Genomic DNA, 16,165 nt, shown 5'->3' with positions numbered 1-16,165 from the left:
GATCACGCCATCGGCAGCGCCGGCCAGCGATCAGTGACCTTTCCGCCGGCAAACACCGCGATCGATCCGAATTGCTGCAGCACGGCCTCGCTCTGCGTCGGGCGCAAGAAGGCGTAGTCGCCTGGCCTTGCGGGCGCATCGGCCGGCAAGCCCATGAATTGCTGGTTGGAGGACAGGCCGAGCAAGCCGCTCGTCGTCATGCCTTGGGGGAACACCGGCTCGGCCATCCACTTGCCGCCATAGAGGTAGCAGCCCTTGCGGGGAAACCGGCCGATCGCCTGCAGCGCGCGGGTGACAGCCGGCGGGCCGGGCAGCATTGGCTCGACCACTTTCAGCATCGGCGTCGCGATAAAGGCCGCCGGCTGGAAGCCTTCGAGACCTGATGTATCGAAGTCGCTGGGCAGCACGAAGGCCGATCCCATCGACACTTCATTGGCGACACCGCCATGATGAAGCAGCGCGGTCTTGCTGCCGCCGATGTTCAGGATGCGGCGCTGGTCGGCCCCGAGACAAGCGACGAACGCCGTGGCCTGCGCCGACGCCTTTGCCAGGGCTTTCGTCGGCCCGCCGAACAGACCAGGAATGAGCGGCGCATGCGCCTCGTAGGCCATGACGCCTTCGCAATGCAGCCATTTGTGAGCATGGAGCGCGCTCAATGCCCTCGACAAGGTTTCGGGATCAGCAAACCCGCCGCGATGCAGCCCGACGTCGATCTCGAAAGCAATGCGCAGTTCGATGTCGAGTTCGGCAGCGAGCGCGTCGTACTCCGCCAGTCTCTCGTCGCTGTCGATCAGCCAGCAGACACGCGACCAATCGGCGTCGGCTTTCACCAGCGCCGCCCTTGCCGCGTCGACCGGCATCGGCTTGCCATACAGAAGATCGGCATCCGGAAACGTCTTCAGCACCGCCTCGCTGATCGGCGGATGGAAGGTCATGACGTGATTGGTGCCAAGCGCCTTGCCGATATGCGCAAGCAGCGGCAGACAGGCGAGTGATTTGTCGACCAGCCGCACGGCAAGGCCGGGATCCAGTCTCCCCTTCACCAGAGCGATGTTGCTGTCCAGCCGGTCGCGATCGAGCAGCAGGCAGGGCTGGAAGATGCCGGCTTCCTTCAGCGCATCCGACAGGGTGGAAAAATAGGCGCTCATTTCTCGATGCCGAACAGGTCGGCCATGTAGGGCGAGACGAAGCGGTTTTCCGGATCGATGTCGCGGCGCACCGCCATGGCGTCGTCCCAGCGCGGGTAGAGCTTTTTCAGATCCGCCGCTTTCAGGCTGTGCATCTTGCCCCAATGCGGCCTGCCACCATACCTGCGGAAGATCGGCTCGGCCGCCCGCATGAACGGCAGCGGATCGTTCGCCGCGTCATGGTGGATGGCGATCGAGCAGGTTAGCCTGTTGTAGAAGGGCGAGAGCCAGAATTGATCCGGTGCGACCGAGCGCACCTCCATCGGGAAATAGACCTCGGGAAAACGCTTCTCGGTCAGTTCGATGATCTCGGCCAGCGCCTTCGGTCCCTCCTCGAACGGCAGATGATATTCCATCTCGTTGAATTTGGTCTGGCGGTCACTGGCATAGACGTTGAGCCAGTCCTGCACATAGTCCTCGGCCGGCACTTTCGCGACGGCGCCCAGGATCAGCCGGCGGCGCAGCGATGGCAGCCAGGCAAGCGCGGTGCGCAGCCTGCGCAGCGTCCTCAAACCCGCCTCGTCTTGCTCCGGCGGGCGCGCGGTGGGTGCTGCGTCGCTGAGGTCGCTGGCTATGAACTGTGCATAGCCGGAAAACGGAATGTAGTAGAATTCGGCCGAGCGATGCGCGGCCATCATCATCTCGAAATCGCGCAGCATGTGGGCGATCGGCAGCACCCATTTGCGGCGACGCAGCCGGTAGGTCGCGATGTTGTTCAACGTCACTTCGCTGAGCACGCCGAAGGCGCCGAGCGCGACGCCGATGGCGTGGATCATGTCCTGATCCCCCGCCCGCTTGAAGTCGCGGACCTTGCCAAGCCCGTCGACGATCCGCACCGTCTCCAGCTGCGTGTGATAAGCGCCGAGTGTCGGTCCCGAGCCGTGCGTGGCGGTACCCAGGGCGCCGCCGATCGCCTGGCGGTCAATGTCACCCATGTTGGGCAGGCCCTGGCCAATGCCCTGCAGGATGTGCATCAGCGGACCGAGCCGGGTCCCTGCCCGCACCCGCGCCTGATGTTTTTCGGCGTCGTGCGAAACCAACCCTTCCAGTCTTTCCAGGGACAGGATCGTGCCCTGCGATTTCACCAGCGGCGTGAAGGAATGACCGGCGCCAACGACGCGGACCGGGCCGGGTGCGGTACGAATGAGATCACCCAGTTCGCCGGCATCGCCGGGGCTGGCGATCAGCAGCGGTTCGGCAGTGACAAAGCCCGACCAGTTGCTCCAGCTGTTCGACATGGCGCCCCCAGTTCAGGCAACAGCGCGGCGACGCCGCGACACGAGAATGAACAGACCGAGCAGCGCCACGCTGGCTACGGTACTGGCGGCAGCAAATTCCGGCACCGGCCGGTAATCCTTGCCATCGATCAGCAATGACGCCGCGATCGGCCCGATCGCCAGGCCGAACAGCTGGGCCGCCGGCACCAGCAGCACGGCGGTGCGCGTCTCGTCGGCGGTGATCGCCAGCCGGATCTGGTAGGGCACGATGAACAAGAGGATGAAGCCCATGACCAGAGCTGCGATCCAGAATGTGGTGAGGCCAGGTCCACCGGCCAGCACCAGGGAGCAGGCAAGCGCCACGACACCGATCGTGGCGATGGCAGCGCGATAATCGATGCGCGCCTCGAACACGGTGGCCGTCATTGCGCCCAGGACCTGCACGGCGAGGCTGGCCGAGACGATCAGGCCGACGGTGCGGCCATCGATGCCGTATTGTGCGCCAAGCGGCTCCAGAAAGGCCCAGACCGCGCCGAAGAACATGAAGTAGCAGAAGACCGACAGCAGCGCAGTGAGGGAAGGAACCGTCAGCACATTGGCCAGATTCTCGTCCTTGGGCAGGTCGGCATAGTCACCGGGTACGGTGAAGGCGACCGCCAGCGACGCCACGCAGACGACGGCAAGAACGATGAAGCCGCCTGCCGACCCGGCGGCCGGAATGACATAAAGCGCCAGCATCAGGGCAAGCGCGCATTGCGCCAGCGTCTGCATGGTGACGAAAAGGCCGCCGATGCGCTCGGCGCGCCGCGAACGGGCGATCAGTTCGGTGGCGACCGCGACCAGACCGCCTTCGGCGAGCCCGGCCAGGGCGCGGGCCGCAATCAGCGTGTTGGCGCTTGCGGCATGGGCCGTCCACACATTGGCCAGCGCCAGCAGCAACAGAAGGGCGGCGCTTTTCCAGCGCATGTTGTGTGCCGAGAGCAGCATCGCCACGACAGCTGAACCGATGGCAATGGCGATCATCTCGGCTGTGGCGACCAGCGCCAGTTCATCGCCGCTGACATGGCCCTCGGTGTAAAGGGCCCCGAGCAGCACGGGCTGCAGCCCGAGAATGAGCAGGCCGACCGAACCGATCCACAGGGCCGCGGCTAGCTGCCTGCCGGTCGGATTGCCGACCAGCCAGTCGCCATTGCCTGCGTGGCCGGTTTCTGTCGAAGCCAAAGGCGCCTCCCAACGTCCTTGCCGCGCGGCAAAAAAGCTGACAACCTGTCAGCATTTCAGAAGCTGATACTTGATCATATTTCTTGTCAACCGGAATTTGAAAAACCCGTGCGAAAGATCGGTGCATGACGGACGTGAAGAGAATGGCGACCGAGCCCAGGCGCAGGCCCAAGCAGGAACGCAGCCGCGAGCGCATCGATGCGATCCTGTCGACGACCATGCGGCTGATCGGCGAGAAAGGCATCGACGCCGTCACCATGAAGGAGGTCGGCATGCTGGCGGGCGGGCCGATCGCCACCGTCTACCATTATTTTCCCAACAAATCGGCGATCCTGGCGATGCTCTATGAGCGGTTTTCAGAGGTCAGCCGCGCAAGGCTGACGGCGATCATCACCGACATCCGCGAAGCGAAGGACGTGATCGTGGCCGCCGACCGGCTGCTTGACGACTATCTCAGCCGCGTCGCCGGCGATCCGGCCATCCAGGATCTGCAGAACGCCATCCAGGCCGACAAGGCGCTCAAGAACCTCGACATTGCCGAAACCCGACACCAAGCCAAAATGTTCTGCGACCACGTCATCGCCCTGATCGAGCCTCAGAAGCGCGAGCAGTTCGAACGCATGGTTCTCCTGATCTTCCAGCTCGCCGGCGGTGTGGTGCGCCTGGCGCTTGCCGAGGGCGAAGCGGAAAGCCGCCGGACCATCGAAGATTATCGTTCGATCATTCACACGCAGCTGCGGTTGTTTCTGTAAGCCTCGATCCGTAGAAAAATTTCACACTCCCGGTCGGTGCCACGCGCCTTGACTCTGGCAGGCCGCCAGCCTATTTCAGCGCCACGTTAGCACTCGCCATTGGTGAGTGCTAACCACATGTCCGGCGCCGCCGGATGGAGGAACTGTTTCTCACCGTTCTCATCGAGGAAGAAAAAATGGCAAAGTCGAAGTTCCGCCCGCTTCATGACCGCGTGGTCGTTCGCCGGGTCGAATCCGAATCCAAGACCGCCGGCGGGATCATCATCCCGGATACGGCAAAGGAAAAGCCGCAGGAAGGCGAGATCATCGCCGTCGGCTCCGGCGCTCGCGACGAAGCTGGCAAGCTGGTCCCGCTGGACGTCAAGGCCGGCGACCGCATCCTGTTCGGCAAGTGGTCGGGCACCGAAGTCAAGCTCAATGGCGAAGACCTTCTGATCATGAAGGAATCCGACATCATGGGCATCATCCAAAAAATGGCAAAGTCGAAGTTCCGCCCGCTTCATGACCGCGTGGTCGTTCGCCGGGTCGAATCCGAATCCAAGACCGCCGGCGGGATCATCATCCCGGATACGGCAAAGGAAAAGCCGCAGGAAGGCGAGATCATCGCCATCGGTTCTGGCGCCCGCGACGAAGCCGGCAAGCTGGTCCCGCTGGACGTCAAGGCTGGCGACCGCATCCTGTTCGGCAAGTGGTCGGGCACCGAAGTCAAGCTCAATGGCGAAGACCTTCTGATCATGAAGGAATCCGACATCATGGGCATCATCGGCTGATTATCGGCCTCACCGTCAACTGAATTCCACCGAAGTCAAGCTCAATGGCGAAGACCTTCTGATCATGAAGGAATCCGACATCATGGGCATCATCGGCTGATTATCGGCCTCACCGTCAACTGAATTCCCGGGCTTACTCCAAGCCCTTGCCAGGAGCTAAAAATGGCTGCCAAAGACGTAAAATTCTCCCGTGATGCCCGCGAGCGCATGCTGCGCGGCGTCAACATCCTCGCCGACGCGGTGAAGGTCACGCTCGGCCCCAAGGGCCGCAACGTCGTCATCGACAAGTCGTTCGGCGCGCCGCGCATCACTAAGGACGGCGTCACCGTCGCCAAGGAAATCGAGCTTGAGGACAAGTTCGAGAACATGGGCGCGCAGATGGTCCGCGAAGTTGCTTCGAAGACCAACGANGCGGTGAAGGTCACGCTCGGTCCCAAGGGCCGCAACGTCATCATCGACAAGGCGTACGGTGCTCCGCGCATCACCAAGGACGGCGTCACCGTCGCCAAGGAAATCGAGCTTGAGGACAAGTTCGAGAACATGGGCGCGCAGATGGTCCGCGAAGTTGCTTCGAAGACCAACGACATCGCCGGCGACGGCACCACGACCGCAACCGTTCTGGCACAGTCGATCGTCCAGGAAGGCCACAAGGCCGTTGCCGCCGGCATGAACCCGATGGACCTGAAGCGCGGCATCGATCTGGCCGTGACCGAAGTCGTCGCGGCGCTCGGCAAGGCCGCCAAGAAGATCAAGACCTCCGAGGAAGTTGCCCAGGTCGGCACGATCTCGGCCAATGGCGACGAGTCGGTCGGCAAGATGATCGCGGAAGCGATGCAGAAGGTTGGCAACGAAGGCGTCATCACGGTTGAAGAAGCCAAGACCGCCGAGACCGAACTCGAAGTCGTCGAAGGCATGCAGTTCGACCGCGGCTACCTCTCGCCCTACTTCGTCACCAACGCCGACAAGATGGTTGCCGAGCTCGAGGACGTCTACATTCTCCTGCACGAGAAGAAGCTCTCCAACCTCCAGGCCATGCTGCCGGTTCTCGAAGCCGTCGTGCAGACCTCCAAGCCGCTGCTCATCATCTCGGAAGACGTCGAAGGCGAGGCTCTGGCCACGCTGGTCGTCAACAAGCTGCGTGGCGGCCTGAAGATCGCCGCCGTCAAGGCGCCGGGCTTCGGTGATCGCCGCAAGGCCATGCTGGAAGACATCGCCATCCTCACCGGTGGCCAGGTCATCTCGGAAGACCTCGGCATCAAGCTCGAGAACGTCGGCCTCAACATGCTCGGNAAGGCCATGCTGGAAGACATCGCCATCCTCACCGGTGGCCAGGTCATCTCGGAAGACCTCGGCATCAAGCTCGAGAACGTCGGCCTCAACATGCTCGGCCGCGCCAAGAAGGTGTCGATCTCCAAGGAGAACACCACCATCGTCGACGGCGCCGGCAAGAAGGCCGAGATCCAGGGCCGCGTTGCCCAGATCAAGCAGCAGATCGAAGAGACCACCTCGGACTACGACAAGGAGAAGCTGCAGGAACGTCTCGCCAAGCTGGCGGGCGGCGTTGCGGTGATCCGCGTCGGCGGTGCGACGGAAGTCGAAGTCAAGGAAAAGAAGGACCGCGTCGATGACGCCCTCAACGCGACCCGCGCGGCCGTCGAAGAAGGCATCGTTGCAGGCGGCGGCGTCGCGCTGCTGCGCGCTTCGGCCAACATCAAGGTCACCGGCGTCAATGCCGACCAGGCCGCCGGCATCAACATCGTTCGTCGTGCGCTGCAGGCTCCGGCCCGCCAGATCGCGGCCAACGCCGGTGCGGAAGCATCGATCGTTGCCGGCAAGATCCTTGAGAACAAGGGCGCGACCTTCGGCTACAACGCCCAGACCGGCGACTATGGCGACATGATCGCCATGGGTATCGTCGATCCGGTCAAGGTCGTTCGTACCGCTCTCCAGGATGCGGCCTCGGTCGCCGGCCTGCTGGTCACCACCGAAGCCATGATCGCGGAGGCTCCGAAGAAGGAGTCGGCTGGCGGCGGCATGCCTGGCGGCATGGGCGGCGGCGGCATGGGCGGCATGGGCGGCATGGATTTCTAATCCAGCCCTAGTAGCCTTCAGATACGGAAAGGGCGGCAGAGATGCCGCCCTTTTTGTTTTGCGCAGCGGTCGTTTTGGCCGCCCCTCATACGGCGGCATCCGCGCGTTGCTTTACCTCGCCGGCAAGCACCGCGGCTTCAATCAGCGCCGCGACCTCGTCGGCCACGGCCTGTACCGGGGCGCGGTCGCGGGTGGCGCGGGCGATCACCATCAGCCCTTCCAGCGACGATTCGACCAGCAGCGCCAAAGCGTGCGCGCGGCGCTCGGGCACCCCTGCCCTGACGAAGGCGTCTCGCAACAGGCCTATCCACTGTTCGAAGGCCGAGCGACACAACTCCGCCAGTTCCGGCACGTCGGTCGGCGAGTCCAGCACGACAGGCGCGATCGGACAGCCGAGCGAAAACTGGTTGTCCTCCAGCATGCGTCCCACCGACTGGTAGATATGATGGACAGCCACCGCCGGATCCCGTTCGGCGGCCAGCGCCTCGCCCAGCCTCTCCGTCACGTCGGCAACGCTGCCGCGCGTCACCTCGATGACCAGTTGGTCCTTGCCGCCGGGAAAATGGAAGTAGAGCGAACCGCGCGGTGCGCCGCTGGCGCTCAATATGTCGTTGAGCGAGGTGCCGTGATAGCCGCGCTGCCTGAGAAGCAGCCCAGTCGTCTCGAGTATGCGGGTGCGGGTGTCGTTGGCCATGTCAACCTCTGTCAGGAGGAAGCATTATAGGCCTTGCCTCGAATATGACAATCGGTCTACATAATATGTAGATCAGTCTACATACTTCTTGAGGAGATCGACATGCGCAGCTACCGTCTTGAAGGATCCGGCGGGACCGAATGCCTGGTGATGCGCGACGCGGCGCAGCCGGAGCCGAAACCGCATGAGATCGTGGTGCGCGTTCGCGCCACCTCGCTCAACCGGCGCGACACGATGATCCTCAACGGTACGTATCCGCTGCCGCCGCGCCACGGCGTCGTTCCGCTGAGCGATGGGGCCGGTGATATTGTCGCCATCGGCGATACCGTCACCCGCCTTGCCGTCGGCGATCGCGTGACAGGCAGCTATTTCGCCCGCTGGATCGACGGCCGCATCAATGCCGGGCTCATCGACCAGCTCGGCTGCACGCTGGACGGCATGCTGACCGAATACGCCGTTCTCGACGAACAATGGGCGGCGCGGCTGCCCGACCATCTCGACTGGCATGAGGCGGCGACGCTGACCTGCGCCGGCCTGACCGCCTGGAATGCGGTGACGAGCACCGGAATTCCGAAGCCCGGCCAATGGGTTCTGGTCATCGGCTCGGGTGGCGTCTCGCTCTTTGCACTGCAGTTCGCCAAGCTGCTCGGCTGTTGTGTCGTCGCCGTCACCTCGCGTGGCGAGAAAGCCGACAGGCTGCGGGCGCTGGGCGCCGACCTGGTGATTTCGACATCGGATATACCGCAATGGGGTGCGACCGTCCGCGACCAGACCGGTGGCATCGATCTCGTCGTCGAGACCGGTGGCCCGGCGACCTTCGCGCAGTCGCTGATCGCCAGCACGCTTTACGGGCACATCGTACTGCTGACGTTGCAGGATGCGCAAGGCGGGCCGATCCAGCTGCCGGCGGCACTCTACCAGCGCAGCCTCGTCACCATCAGCCGCCTCTTCGTCGGCAACCGGACCAATCTCGAAGCCATGATGCGCGCCGGCTCGCAGCACCGCCTGCGTCCCGTCATCGACAAGGTGTTTGCCTTCTCCGAGGCCGGCGATGCCTACCGCTATTTCCAGCAGGGTGACGTCTTCGGGAAGGTGGTCATCGACGGCGCCTGATCCATCGATTCCTCAAACCAAGGGAGAACGACAATGACAATTCGTGAAGCCTCGGCCGAGTGGCAAGGCACGCTGAAGGAAGGTTCCGGGCGCCTACGGCTCGGCAGCGGCGTCTTCGAAGGCGCCTATTCCTTCCCGTCGCGTTTCGAAAACGGTCCGGGCACCAATCCGGAAGAGCTGATCGGGGCAGCGCACGCCGGCTGCTTCTCGATGGCGCTGAGCGCCATACTGGGCAACGCCAATCATGTCCCGACAAGCATCAGCACCGTCGCCAGGGTGCATCTTGGCGCAACCGCGGCCGGGCCGACGATCACCCGCATCGAGCTCGAAACCGAGGCAGAGGTCGCGGGACTCGCCGAAGATGAATTCGCGCGCCTTGCACAGTCCGCCAAGGCGGGCTGTCTCGTCTCACGGGCCCTTGCCGGCGTGTCTCAGATCACCCTCAAGGCGACGCTCGTCGAAGCCATCAAAGGCCAATGAAGCCAGGAGAAAGAAGATGACACAGGAGCTTGTCATGGACGCAACCGCGTACGACCTGTCACAGAAAACGGCAGAGATCATTCGGCGCTACAACGACGTATTTCAACGCCATGATCCCTCGGCACTCACCGAGCTGGTGGCTGAGGATTGCGTGATCGAGAACACAGTGCCAGCGCCGGACGGGGCACGCCATGCCGGCAAGGCGGCGTGCGTCGGGCTTTGGACGGCGATAGCAACCCAGGCCGGCACGCGTTTCGATATCGAAGAGACCTTCGTCGCCGGCGACCGGGCAACGATCCGCTGGCGCTATTTCATGGGCGACGGCAATTCGCTGCGCGGCGTCAACCTCATGCGCGTGGCCGATGGGCGGATCGTCGAAGCAATGGGCTATGTGAAAGGGTAGCGCGCGCACCGCGAGGAGCGGATCAGCGAGACTGAACCGCTCCCCGTGGCGCTACCGGTCGGCCAGCGCCAGCTTGGCGCCGAGCATGACGAAGGCACCGGCGAAGGTCCGGCGCATCCAGGTCAGCACCATCGGCCGCGACACGACATGGCTGCGGATCGAAGCGGCGAAGACGCCGTAGCCGACGAAAACCACGAAGGTCAAAAGCATGAAGACGGAGCTGAGCTCCAGCATCTTCGACAGCGCATTGGGCTCGGTGGTGCTGACGAATTGCGGCAGGAAGGCGAAGAAGAAGATCGACAGTTTCGGGTTGAGCACATTGACCAGGATGCCGGTGGCGATCACCTTGCCGGCCGAGCGTGGCGTCACATCCTGCTCGACGCTGAGGCCGCCCTTTTCCTTCAGCGTGTTCCAGGCCATGTAGAGCAGATAGGCGACGCCGAGATATTTCAGCGTCTCGAAGGCGAGCGCGCTGGTGTGCAGCAGCGCCGCAAGGCCGGTGATGGCGGCGGCCATATGCGGGATGATGCCGAGCGTACAGCCGAAAGCGGCGATGATCGAGGCCCGCGCGCCGCGCGAGAGGCCGGCGCTTAGCGTGTAGAGAACGCCGGTGCCGGGCGAAGCCACGACGATCAGCGACGTCAACAGAAATTCGATGCTCACGATGGTTCCCTCCGGCGCCCTGCCCTGTCGCAGCGTAGCCAGCAAGGAAGGTGCGCACAAGCCGCCGATAGCAGCGCTAAAACGTCGGCAATCCGTGCGCCCGGCGCGCCATCAGGCAATCGTCGTCACCAGGCATGCAGGCGCGGCAGACATCCGGGCGGATTTCGTAAATGCCGCAAGCGGTCGACTTGCCGATCTCGCCGGACAGCGCCGAGCAGCGCACGCCCTCGCAACGCATGCCGGACAGATTGGCCGCCACATATTGTTCCGGGATACGGTCGAGTTGCGCGTCGTCCTCGGTGGAAAAACGCGGCCACTCGGCCGAATAGGAACAGCAGGCGCCGCAGCTCTGGCAGTCGAAGCCAGGAGCGATGCTGCGTTGCGACGCCAGAGGGCTTGCAGCGGCCACCAGAGCAGACAGCCCCGGCGCAGCAGGATTGCGATCGGCGTCTTGCGGCAAGGCGCTATTTCTTCTTGCCTGTCATTTCTTCTTGCCCGCCTTGCGAGACGCTTCGGCCGGCGACTTGAACAGATCGCTCGCAGTCTCGGCAGGTGCATCGCCTTTCGGCGCGGCAGCCGGCTTGGTCGGTTTTGCGACGGCGGCCGCGGTTGCCGGCTGGTCCTTGGAGGAGAATTTTATGGCCATGTCAGTCCTCGTCGACGAAGCGCGATGATGGTGCGCGCGGATTGCGCAGGCGGCCGATCAGCGCCGAAACCGCCGTGATGTTCATTTCCTCGGGCGACCAGTTTCTGACTTCCGCGATGTGGTGGACTGCCAGCTCGCGATGCGTGCTGCCGCTGTAGGCGGCGTCCTGATGGGTGACGCGCTCATGCGTCTTGGCGTCTTCGCGGACATATTCGATCAGATAGTTCGGGCATTCGGCGCGACCGCGCACACCGAGTCGCACCTGTGCATCGCCATGGGCGCGTTTGCAGCGCTCCAGCTTTTCCAGCACCCGTCGCACATATTCGACCGGCTTGTTGAGCCCTTCGACCACGTCGGCGATCGTCGAGTCGGCGGCGATCAGTTTCGGAGGTACGCGCTTGGTGGCCATCAGCGTCTTCCGGCCCGTTTCGGCAAAGCAGCGAGCGCCGCGGCGGCGGCCAACTCATAGGCCTCCTTCTCCAGGCGCTGTTCGCGCAGGCGCGCGGTCTTGGCTTCCCGCGCCTCGCTGACGGCATCGCGTTCGGAATTGATGCGGTTGAGCGACATCGACTGGGTTTGCGTCTTGCTGAACAAGGACACGGCCTGTTCGACTGTCTTCGAATGAGCGGTCAAAATCTTTCTCCTGTCAGGAGCCTGTGCCGATGGAGCGAGACCGGGTCTTCGGTCGGGACCACGCACAAAGCATACGGCAGCGGATTCAATTCAAATTGCTGGAGCGTCCCTTAGCACGTCCAGGCCGGCGCGCAGCGCACTTTCGGCGGCAAGAAGCGCAAAATGAAAAAGGCCAGGCACCGCCTGACCTTCCGTTAAGAGAACGCCGTGCATCCAGGCGGATGCACAAGACACACTCCTCATGCACATGATATGCCGTGGAAACTCAGGTCTCCGCGGCCATGCGCCCGAATTCGCCACTCACCGGTGCCAGTACATCCGTGGTCACCGGGAGAGCTGAATTCTTTTTTCAGGCCGCCTTCAACTGATCGGCGGACATCTTGCCCGACTTGTTGTCGCGGACCATCTCGTAGCCGAGCTTCTGGCCTTCGACGATGTCGCGCATGCCGGCGCGCTCTACGGCCGAGATGTGGACAAAAACGTCGGCCGAGCCGTCGTCAGGCTGAATAAAACCAAAACCTTTGGTGGCGTTGAACCATTTAACTGTGCCGGTGCTCATGACGAACCCTTTCCATGGCAAATATTCGTTCGACGCCATGCGGATGCACAACGTCGTTTGTCCCGATTTTTGATGTGGGAAGTTCGTCAAAGGCGCGCTCGAAAGCGCGGATAACAAAAGTCAGTCAAACAAATATCGACGAATATCTTGTAGGCTTCTTTTGACGCGCTGTCAAATCTGCATTCGCCACATCGGCGGAATTCTCCAAAAACGTTGGGCGGAATTCTCCAAAATAGCTGGCATGACGGCAAACTAAGACGCTAAACGGCGCGCTGCCGCCACCTCGAGAAAAAATCGCGGCCTTCGGGAACCATCTGCGCAAACGCGCATTTCTTCCGTGTCATCAGCAATTCATGAGAGCAATCGAAAGAAAGGTTGATGGCAAAGACGCCCCCCGCGCGATAAAAGGTGCGAGGGGCGTTTTCGTTTGGATCCACCTATTCGTCCGGGCCGGGTTCCGGCCACGTCTCCTTGGCCGCCTCGGCATACCAGTGCCGCATCGCCGACGTTGCCAGCACAGCATCGACATAGGCTCGCGTATCCGCCGCAAGCGTGCCGCCATAGGTGTCGAAGCGGGTCACGACCGGTGCATACATGGCGTCGGCCGCGGTGAAATGGCCGAACAGGAACGGGCCGCCCTTGCCGTATTTTTCCCGGCACTCGCGCCACAACGTCTCGATGCGCTCGCGTTGCGCCTCGCCTTCGGCATCGAGCGGCTTGTGGCCCTTTGGCCGACGCAAATTCATCGGCCAGCCGTAGCGAACTTCGCGGAAACCGGAATGCATCTCGGTCGCCGCCGAGCGCGCCAGTGCGCGGGCATCGATGTCGGCCGGCCAGAGTTTTTTGTCCGGAAACAGGTCGGCGAGATATTCAAGAATGGCAAGGGTTTCCCAGATGATCCTGCCATTGTGATTCAGCACCGGCACCTGGCCTGTCGGCGACACTTTCGCCAGATTGGCAAAGGTCTCAGGCGTGCGCAGCCGCACGAAACCCTCCTCGAACGGGATTTCCAGATGCCTCATCGCCACCCACGGCCGGAGCGACCATGAGGAAAAGCACTTGTTGCCGATGAAGAGGGTGAATTCAGCCAAGAAGGTCTCCCCGCGCGCGCGATCACCCAAATCCTTTGGTCGGCGCGTGCCCACAGCCTAGCCCGCCAGCCCTTGCCTCAGGAGACGGCTGCGCGACCTGATCTGCTGCTCGAGCGACGCCTGGAACCTAACCGACGCCGGCTCGTTAGCCTCCCGCGAAAGAATTCCTCCGAAATTCAAAACTCCCAGGAGATGCGAAAAATGGTGAACAAGGATCAGGTCGCGGGCGTGGCCAAGCAGGTCAAGGGCTCGGTCAAGGAAGCCGCCGGCAAGGCAATTGGCAACAGGCAGACCCAGGCCGAAGGCACGGCCGACAGGATCGCCGGCAAGGTGCAGAAGGCCTATGGCGACGTGAAAGACAAGGTCAAGAAGGCGCTCTGATCCGACATCGAGAAACGCACTTTTGTCGGGGAAAGGCGGTCGCGAGGGCCGCCTTTTTCATGTGCTCCAGCCTTTGCTGAAAGCATTGGTGAAAGCGACCTCGCCATGATCGCCGGTCGTCTCGCCCAGCGCCACGTCCATGCCGTCGCTTGTCACCCTGGCCAGCGCGAAACCTCCCATATAGGCGGCCTTCGGCTTGAACAGATCGAGCCCGTCACGGCGATAGATCATCGGCGTTTCGTGCTGGTGGCCATGGAAAATGCCGACGACATTGTAGCCCCTGAGCGCCGCCAGCAGCGCCTGCCGGTCGGCCTCGCTCCACCAGTGCGGCGCGCCGGCGCCGTCATCGTCATAGCTCTTTTTGGCGGCGTCCCAACGTTCCACCGAGAAAGTGTCCCAGCCATAGTGCTGGAACAGAATGACCGGACGACCATCCGCCGCGTAGGTCGCCAGATCCTGCTTCAGCCATGGCAGGCTGGAGTCGGCGCCATGGCCGGTATCGCCGGCGAAACGATGCGTCTGGATCAGATGCAGGCCGCCCCAGTCCCAGGAATAGCAGTCGGTGTCGACATCGTAGTCGGTGGCCGGCACTGGCGGCTTGAAGAACACGCCGGCGCGATGGTTGACCTCGACATAGTCGCGCAGTTCGCGCCGGTACCAGTCGACATGGTGCGGCGGCCCGTTCTGGTCGAGATCATGGTTGCCGAGCCCGACATAGACCGGCATGTGTACGCGATCGGGGCCAACGCCTTGGCTGTAGCGCTGGCTGAACTGGAGCAACTGGGTGCCCTCGCTCGGCTGGGTGATCTGGCCGCCGCCGTCGTCGGTCATGTCACCACCGACGACGAGGCCGAGCGGCGTGCCGATGCGGCTGCCCGCCGAGCGCAGGCCGGTGGCGACGCCGTTGATCTCGGCCGGCCAGTCCTTGTCGCCGAGACCATTGAGCACTGCCACGTTGCGCAGTAACGCGGCGTCGGTCTTGCCTTCCTGCAGGCAGTTGGGGCTCAACCCGCTCGCCATGCGGCAGGCATGGACATCGGCGATGAACAGGAATGTGGCGTCGATGGACTGGACGCGCTGGCCGGTCTGGCTGAAGGCCGGACGCGACAAGGCGCCGGCCGCGGCAAATCCTGTCATCTGCTTCAGCAGGCTGCGCCGGGAAATCGAGTGGATCGGCAAGCGAGTCATCATGCGCGAAATTCAGCACAGGCGGCCCCTGCCGTCCAGTTGCCGTCACCACGCATCGACACCGCCGCGCGGGTCTGGCAGTCTTGACGTGGCGCGAGGACAGCCGCAACAATCGGCATGGCCCTGCTCGCCACGGCGAGCGTCGCGCATGGCGCCGAATGCGTCGACGCGAAAACCGCCAAGACCGGCTTCGTGCTGGAAAAACCGGGCATCCGCAGCGAGTTCCGGCCAGCGGCCGGCGGCATGGTTTCGGTTGCCAACATCTCCGAATGCGTAATCGGCTATGAGACGATCAAGCCGCTGGCGCAGTAGCGCCGCAAAATCAAAGCAGCCGCGTCGAGATCTCCCTGTCGCTGCGACATCAAAGGGCTCTCGATCGTGGCAGCACCCTACGGCGTCGCCTGGCTGCCAATCCGCCCTGCAATGACGACAGCGCGCTCCGCTCCAGTCCCGCCAGACAATCCCGCAGCACGCTCGCGTCCTGCGCCGTCTTGGCCATCGACATCGCCCCGGAATAGGCGGCGACCGCCAGCGCGGCAAAGCGCTCGGGATCTGTGCCCTCCTCCCTGCCCGCCTGCTGGTCGGCTCGCAGCTTGTCGGAAATCGCCCGCCGCCACCCGGCAAAAATACCGGCAAGGGCAAGGCGAAAATCCGGATCGGCGAGCGACAGTTCGTGCGCCAGATTGTTGAGCGGGCAGCCGCGCACGAAACCCTGCTGCTCCAGTTCCGCCGCCACGGCTTCGAACACCGCGCGCACGCCTTCGCGCGCCGACGCAGCCGCCAGCACCGGCGCGATCCATGTCTCTTCGACCGCCGCCGCCACACGCTCGTCGATCACCGCCAGCGCCAGCGCCTTCTTGGTCGGGAAATGGTGATGCAGCGCACCGCCGCTGACACCCGCCGCCGCCATCAGGTCGCCGAGGCTGGAGGCGTGATAGCCGCGCGCCTGGAACGCAACCTCGGCGACATCGAGCACTTTCTTGCGCATGCCTTCAGGGTCGTTGATGCGTTTTCGTGGGCGCGGTTTTGGTTGAACGGTCAACTCTGCTGACATGGCCAGACTCTAGCATATTGAC

Annotated in this window: 21 protein-coding genes and 4 pseudogenes; 12 read left to right on the top strand and 13 right to left on the bottom strand. The window is 63.2% G+C overall.

The window, feature by feature from the left end:
* Positions 1–2 precede the first annotated feature (2 nt).
* The 3 genes from ASD12_RS26675 to ASD12_RS26665 are packed head-to-tail and all read right to left on the bottom strand — an operon-like array spanning position 3 to position 3,625.
* Entirely contained in the window at positions 3–1,148 is a 1,146-nt protein-coding gene (locus tag ASD12_RS26675; protein ID WP_056593674.1) for a DSD1 family PLP-dependent enzyme, read from the bottom strand.
* Complete coding sequence (locus ASD12_RS26670) at positions 1,145–2,425, bottom strand: D-arabinono-1,4-lactone oxidase (protein WP_056593671.1); 1,281 nt, start codon at positions 2,423–2,425, stop codon at positions 1,145–1,147. Before ASD12_RS26670 ends, ASD12_RS26675 begins: the two co-directional genes overlap by 4 nt.
* Positions 2,426–2,437: 12 nt before the next feature.
* Positions 2,438–3,625 carry an MFS transporter gene (locus ASD12_RS26665; protein ID WP_056593667.1) on the bottom strand — a complete coding sequence of 396 codons (1,188 nt, stop codon included), beginning with the start codon at positions 3,623–3,625 and terminating at the stop codon, positions 2,438–2,440.
* Between the two features lie 125 nt (positions 3,626–3,750).
* Between ASD12_RS26665 and ASD12_RS26660 the strand changes: the two genes are divergently transcribed.
* From ASD12_RS26660 to groEL (ASD12_RS35620), 7 genes and pseudogenes are all read left to right on the top strand, one after another.
* Positions 3,751–4,377 carry a TetR/AcrR family transcriptional regulator gene (locus ASD12_RS26660; protein WP_056593664.1) on the top strand — a complete coding sequence of 209 codons (627 nt, stop codon included), beginning with the start codon at positions 3,751–3,753 and terminating at the stop codon, positions 4,375–4,377.
* A 176-nt stretch (positions 4,378–4,553) separates the two neighbouring features.
* Positions 4,554–4,844: pseudogene (gene groES, locus ASD12_RS34960) on the top strand (co-chaperone GroES); the annotation flags it as partial.
* Between the two features lie 6 nt (positions 4,845–4,850).
* Positions 4,851–5,147, top strand: coding sequence for a co-chaperone GroES (gene groES / locus ASD12_RS34955; protein ID WP_056594490.1), 297 nt, complete (start codon positions 4,851–4,853; stop codon positions 5,145–5,147).
* Positions 5,148–5,163: 16 nt separating this feature from the next.
* Positions 5,164–5,247, top strand: a pseudogene (locus ASD12_RS34460) (co-chaperone GroES); the annotation flags it as partial.
* Positions 5,248–5,309: 62 nt separating this feature from the next.
* Positions 5,310–5,557, top strand: a pseudogene (locus tag ASD12_RS35630) (TCP-1/cpn60 chaperonin family protein); the annotation flags it as partial.
* 1 nt (position 5,558) lies between these two features.
* A pseudogene (gene groEL / locus ASD12_RS35625) lies at positions 5,559–6,436 on the top strand (chaperonin GroEL); the annotation flags it as partial.
* Position 6,437: 1 nt separating this feature from the next.
* Positions 6,438–7,238, top strand: an 801-nt coding sequence (gene groEL / locus ASD12_RS35620; protein ID WP_244482990.1) for a chaperonin GroEL, incomplete at its 5' end; no start/stop codon positions are given.
* Between the two features lie 85 nt (positions 7,239–7,323).
* Here groEL (ASD12_RS35620) and ASD12_RS26640 read toward each other — a convergent pair.
* Positions 7,324–7,932, bottom strand: coding sequence for a TetR/AcrR family transcriptional regulator (locus ASD12_RS26640; protein ID WP_056593657.1), 609 nt, complete (start codon positions 7,930–7,932; stop codon positions 7,324–7,326).
* Positions 7,933–8,034: 102 nt separating this feature from the next.
* On the opposite strand from ASD12_RS26640, the gene ASD12_RS26635 reads away from it, so the two are divergent.
* From ASD12_RS26635 to ASD12_RS26625, 3 genes are read left to right on the top strand one after another with little or no spacing between them, the layout of a single operon-like run.
* Complete coding sequence (locus tag ASD12_RS26635; protein WP_056593654.1) at positions 8,035–9,045, top strand: NAD(P)-dependent alcohol dehydrogenase; 1,011 nt, start codon at positions 8,035–8,037, stop codon at positions 9,043–9,045.
* 33 nt (positions 9,046–9,078) lie between these two features.
* A complete protein-coding gene (locus ASD12_RS26630; RefSeq protein WP_056593651.1) occupies positions 9,079–9,525 on the top strand; it encodes an OsmC family protein in 447 nt (148 codons plus the stop codon).
* A gap of 16 nt (positions 9,526–9,541) precedes the next feature.
* Positions 9,542–9,928 (top strand): nuclear transport factor 2 family protein, encoded by a 387-nt coding sequence (locus tag ASD12_RS26625; RefSeq protein ID WP_056593648.1) that lies wholly within the window; start codon positions 9,542–9,544, stop codon positions 9,926–9,928.
* Positions 9,929–9,979: 51 nt separating this feature from the next.
* Here the strand turns inward: ASD12_RS26625 and ASD12_RS26620 are convergent, their stop codons facing one another.
* From ASD12_RS26620 to ASD12_RS26595, 7 genes are all read right to left on the bottom strand, one after another.
* On the bottom strand, positions 9,980–10,591 hold the full coding sequence (locus tag ASD12_RS26620) for a LysE family translocator (RefSeq protein WP_056593645.1): 612 nt from the start codon (positions 10,589–10,591) through the stop codon (positions 9,980–9,982).
* Between the two features lie 76 nt (positions 10,592–10,667).
* Positions 10,668–11,051, bottom strand: coding sequence for a YkgJ family cysteine cluster protein (locus tag ASD12_RS26615; RefSeq protein ID WP_082525702.1), 384 nt, complete (start codon positions 11,049–11,051; stop codon positions 10,668–10,670).
* Between the two features lie 21 nt (positions 11,052–11,072).
* Positions 11,073–11,237 carry a hypothetical protein gene (locus tag ASD12_RS34950; protein ID WP_082525701.1) on the bottom strand — a complete coding sequence of 55 codons (165 nt, stop codon included), beginning with the start codon at positions 11,235–11,237 and terminating at the stop codon, positions 11,073–11,075.
* Position 11,238: 1 nt separating this feature from the next.
* A complete protein-coding gene (locus ASD12_RS26610; protein ID WP_056593642.1) occupies positions 11,239–11,646 on the bottom strand; it encodes a hypothetical protein in 408 nt (135 codons plus the stop codon).
* The gene (locus ASD12_RS26605) at positions 11,646–11,870 is read right to left on the bottom strand and encodes a hypothetical protein (protein ID WP_056593639.1); all 225 of its coding nucleotides are present in this window, start codon (positions 11,868–11,870) and stop codon (positions 11,646–11,648) included. The genes ASD12_RS26610 and ASD12_RS26605 overlap by 1 nt, the downstream gene beginning before the upstream one ends.
* Before the next feature lie 349 nt (positions 11,871–12,219).
* On the bottom strand, positions 12,220–12,429 hold the full coding sequence (locus ASD12_RS26600) for a cold-shock protein (RefSeq protein ID WP_010915421.1): 210 nt from the start codon (positions 12,427–12,429) through the stop codon (positions 12,220–12,222).
* Between the two features lie 437 nt (positions 12,430–12,866).
* Positions 12,867–13,520 (bottom strand): glutathione S-transferase family protein, encoded by a 654-nt coding sequence (locus ASD12_RS26595; RefSeq protein ID WP_056593636.1) that lies wholly within the window; start codon positions 13,518–13,520, stop codon positions 12,867–12,869.
* Between the two features lie 192 nt (positions 13,521–13,712).
* Between ASD12_RS26595 and ASD12_RS26590 the strand changes: the two genes are divergently transcribed.
* A complete protein-coding gene (locus tag ASD12_RS26590) occupies positions 13,713–13,901 on the top strand; it encodes a CsbD family protein (protein WP_162252293.1) in 189 nt (62 codons plus the stop codon).
* Between the two features lie 57 nt (positions 13,902–13,958).
* Here ASD12_RS26590 and ASD12_RS26585 read toward each other — a convergent pair whose 3' ends face one another.
* Entirely contained in the window at positions 13,959–15,092 is a 1,134-nt protein-coding gene (locus ASD12_RS26585) for a metallophosphoesterase (RefSeq protein WP_056593630.1), read from the bottom strand.
* Positions 15,093–15,206: 114 nt separating this feature from the next.
* Between ASD12_RS26585 and ASD12_RS26580 the strand changes: the two genes are divergently transcribed.
* The gene (locus ASD12_RS26580; RefSeq protein WP_056593626.1) at positions 15,207–15,401 is read left to right on the top strand and encodes a hypothetical protein; all 195 of its coding nucleotides are present in this window, start codon (positions 15,207–15,209) and stop codon (positions 15,399–15,401) included.
* Between the two features lie 49 nt (positions 15,402–15,450).
* Here ASD12_RS26580 and ASD12_RS26575 read toward each other — a convergent pair whose 3' ends face one another.
* On the bottom strand, positions 15,451–16,077 hold the full coding sequence (locus ASD12_RS26575; protein WP_056593623.1) for a TetR/AcrR family transcriptional regulator: 627 nt from the start codon (positions 16,075–16,077) through the stop codon (positions 15,451–15,453).
* Positions 16,078–16,165: the final 88 nt, after the last annotated feature.

Source organism: Mesorhizobium sp. Root102 (assembly GCF_001425625.1).
In the GTDB taxonomy this organism is placed as follows: Bacteria; Pseudomonadota; Alphaproteobacteria; order Rhizobiales; family Rhizobiaceae; genus Mesorhizobium.
The sequence above is the reverse complement of the archived record's forward strand: the minus strand, read 5'-3'. Positions and strand labels throughout refer to the sequence as shown.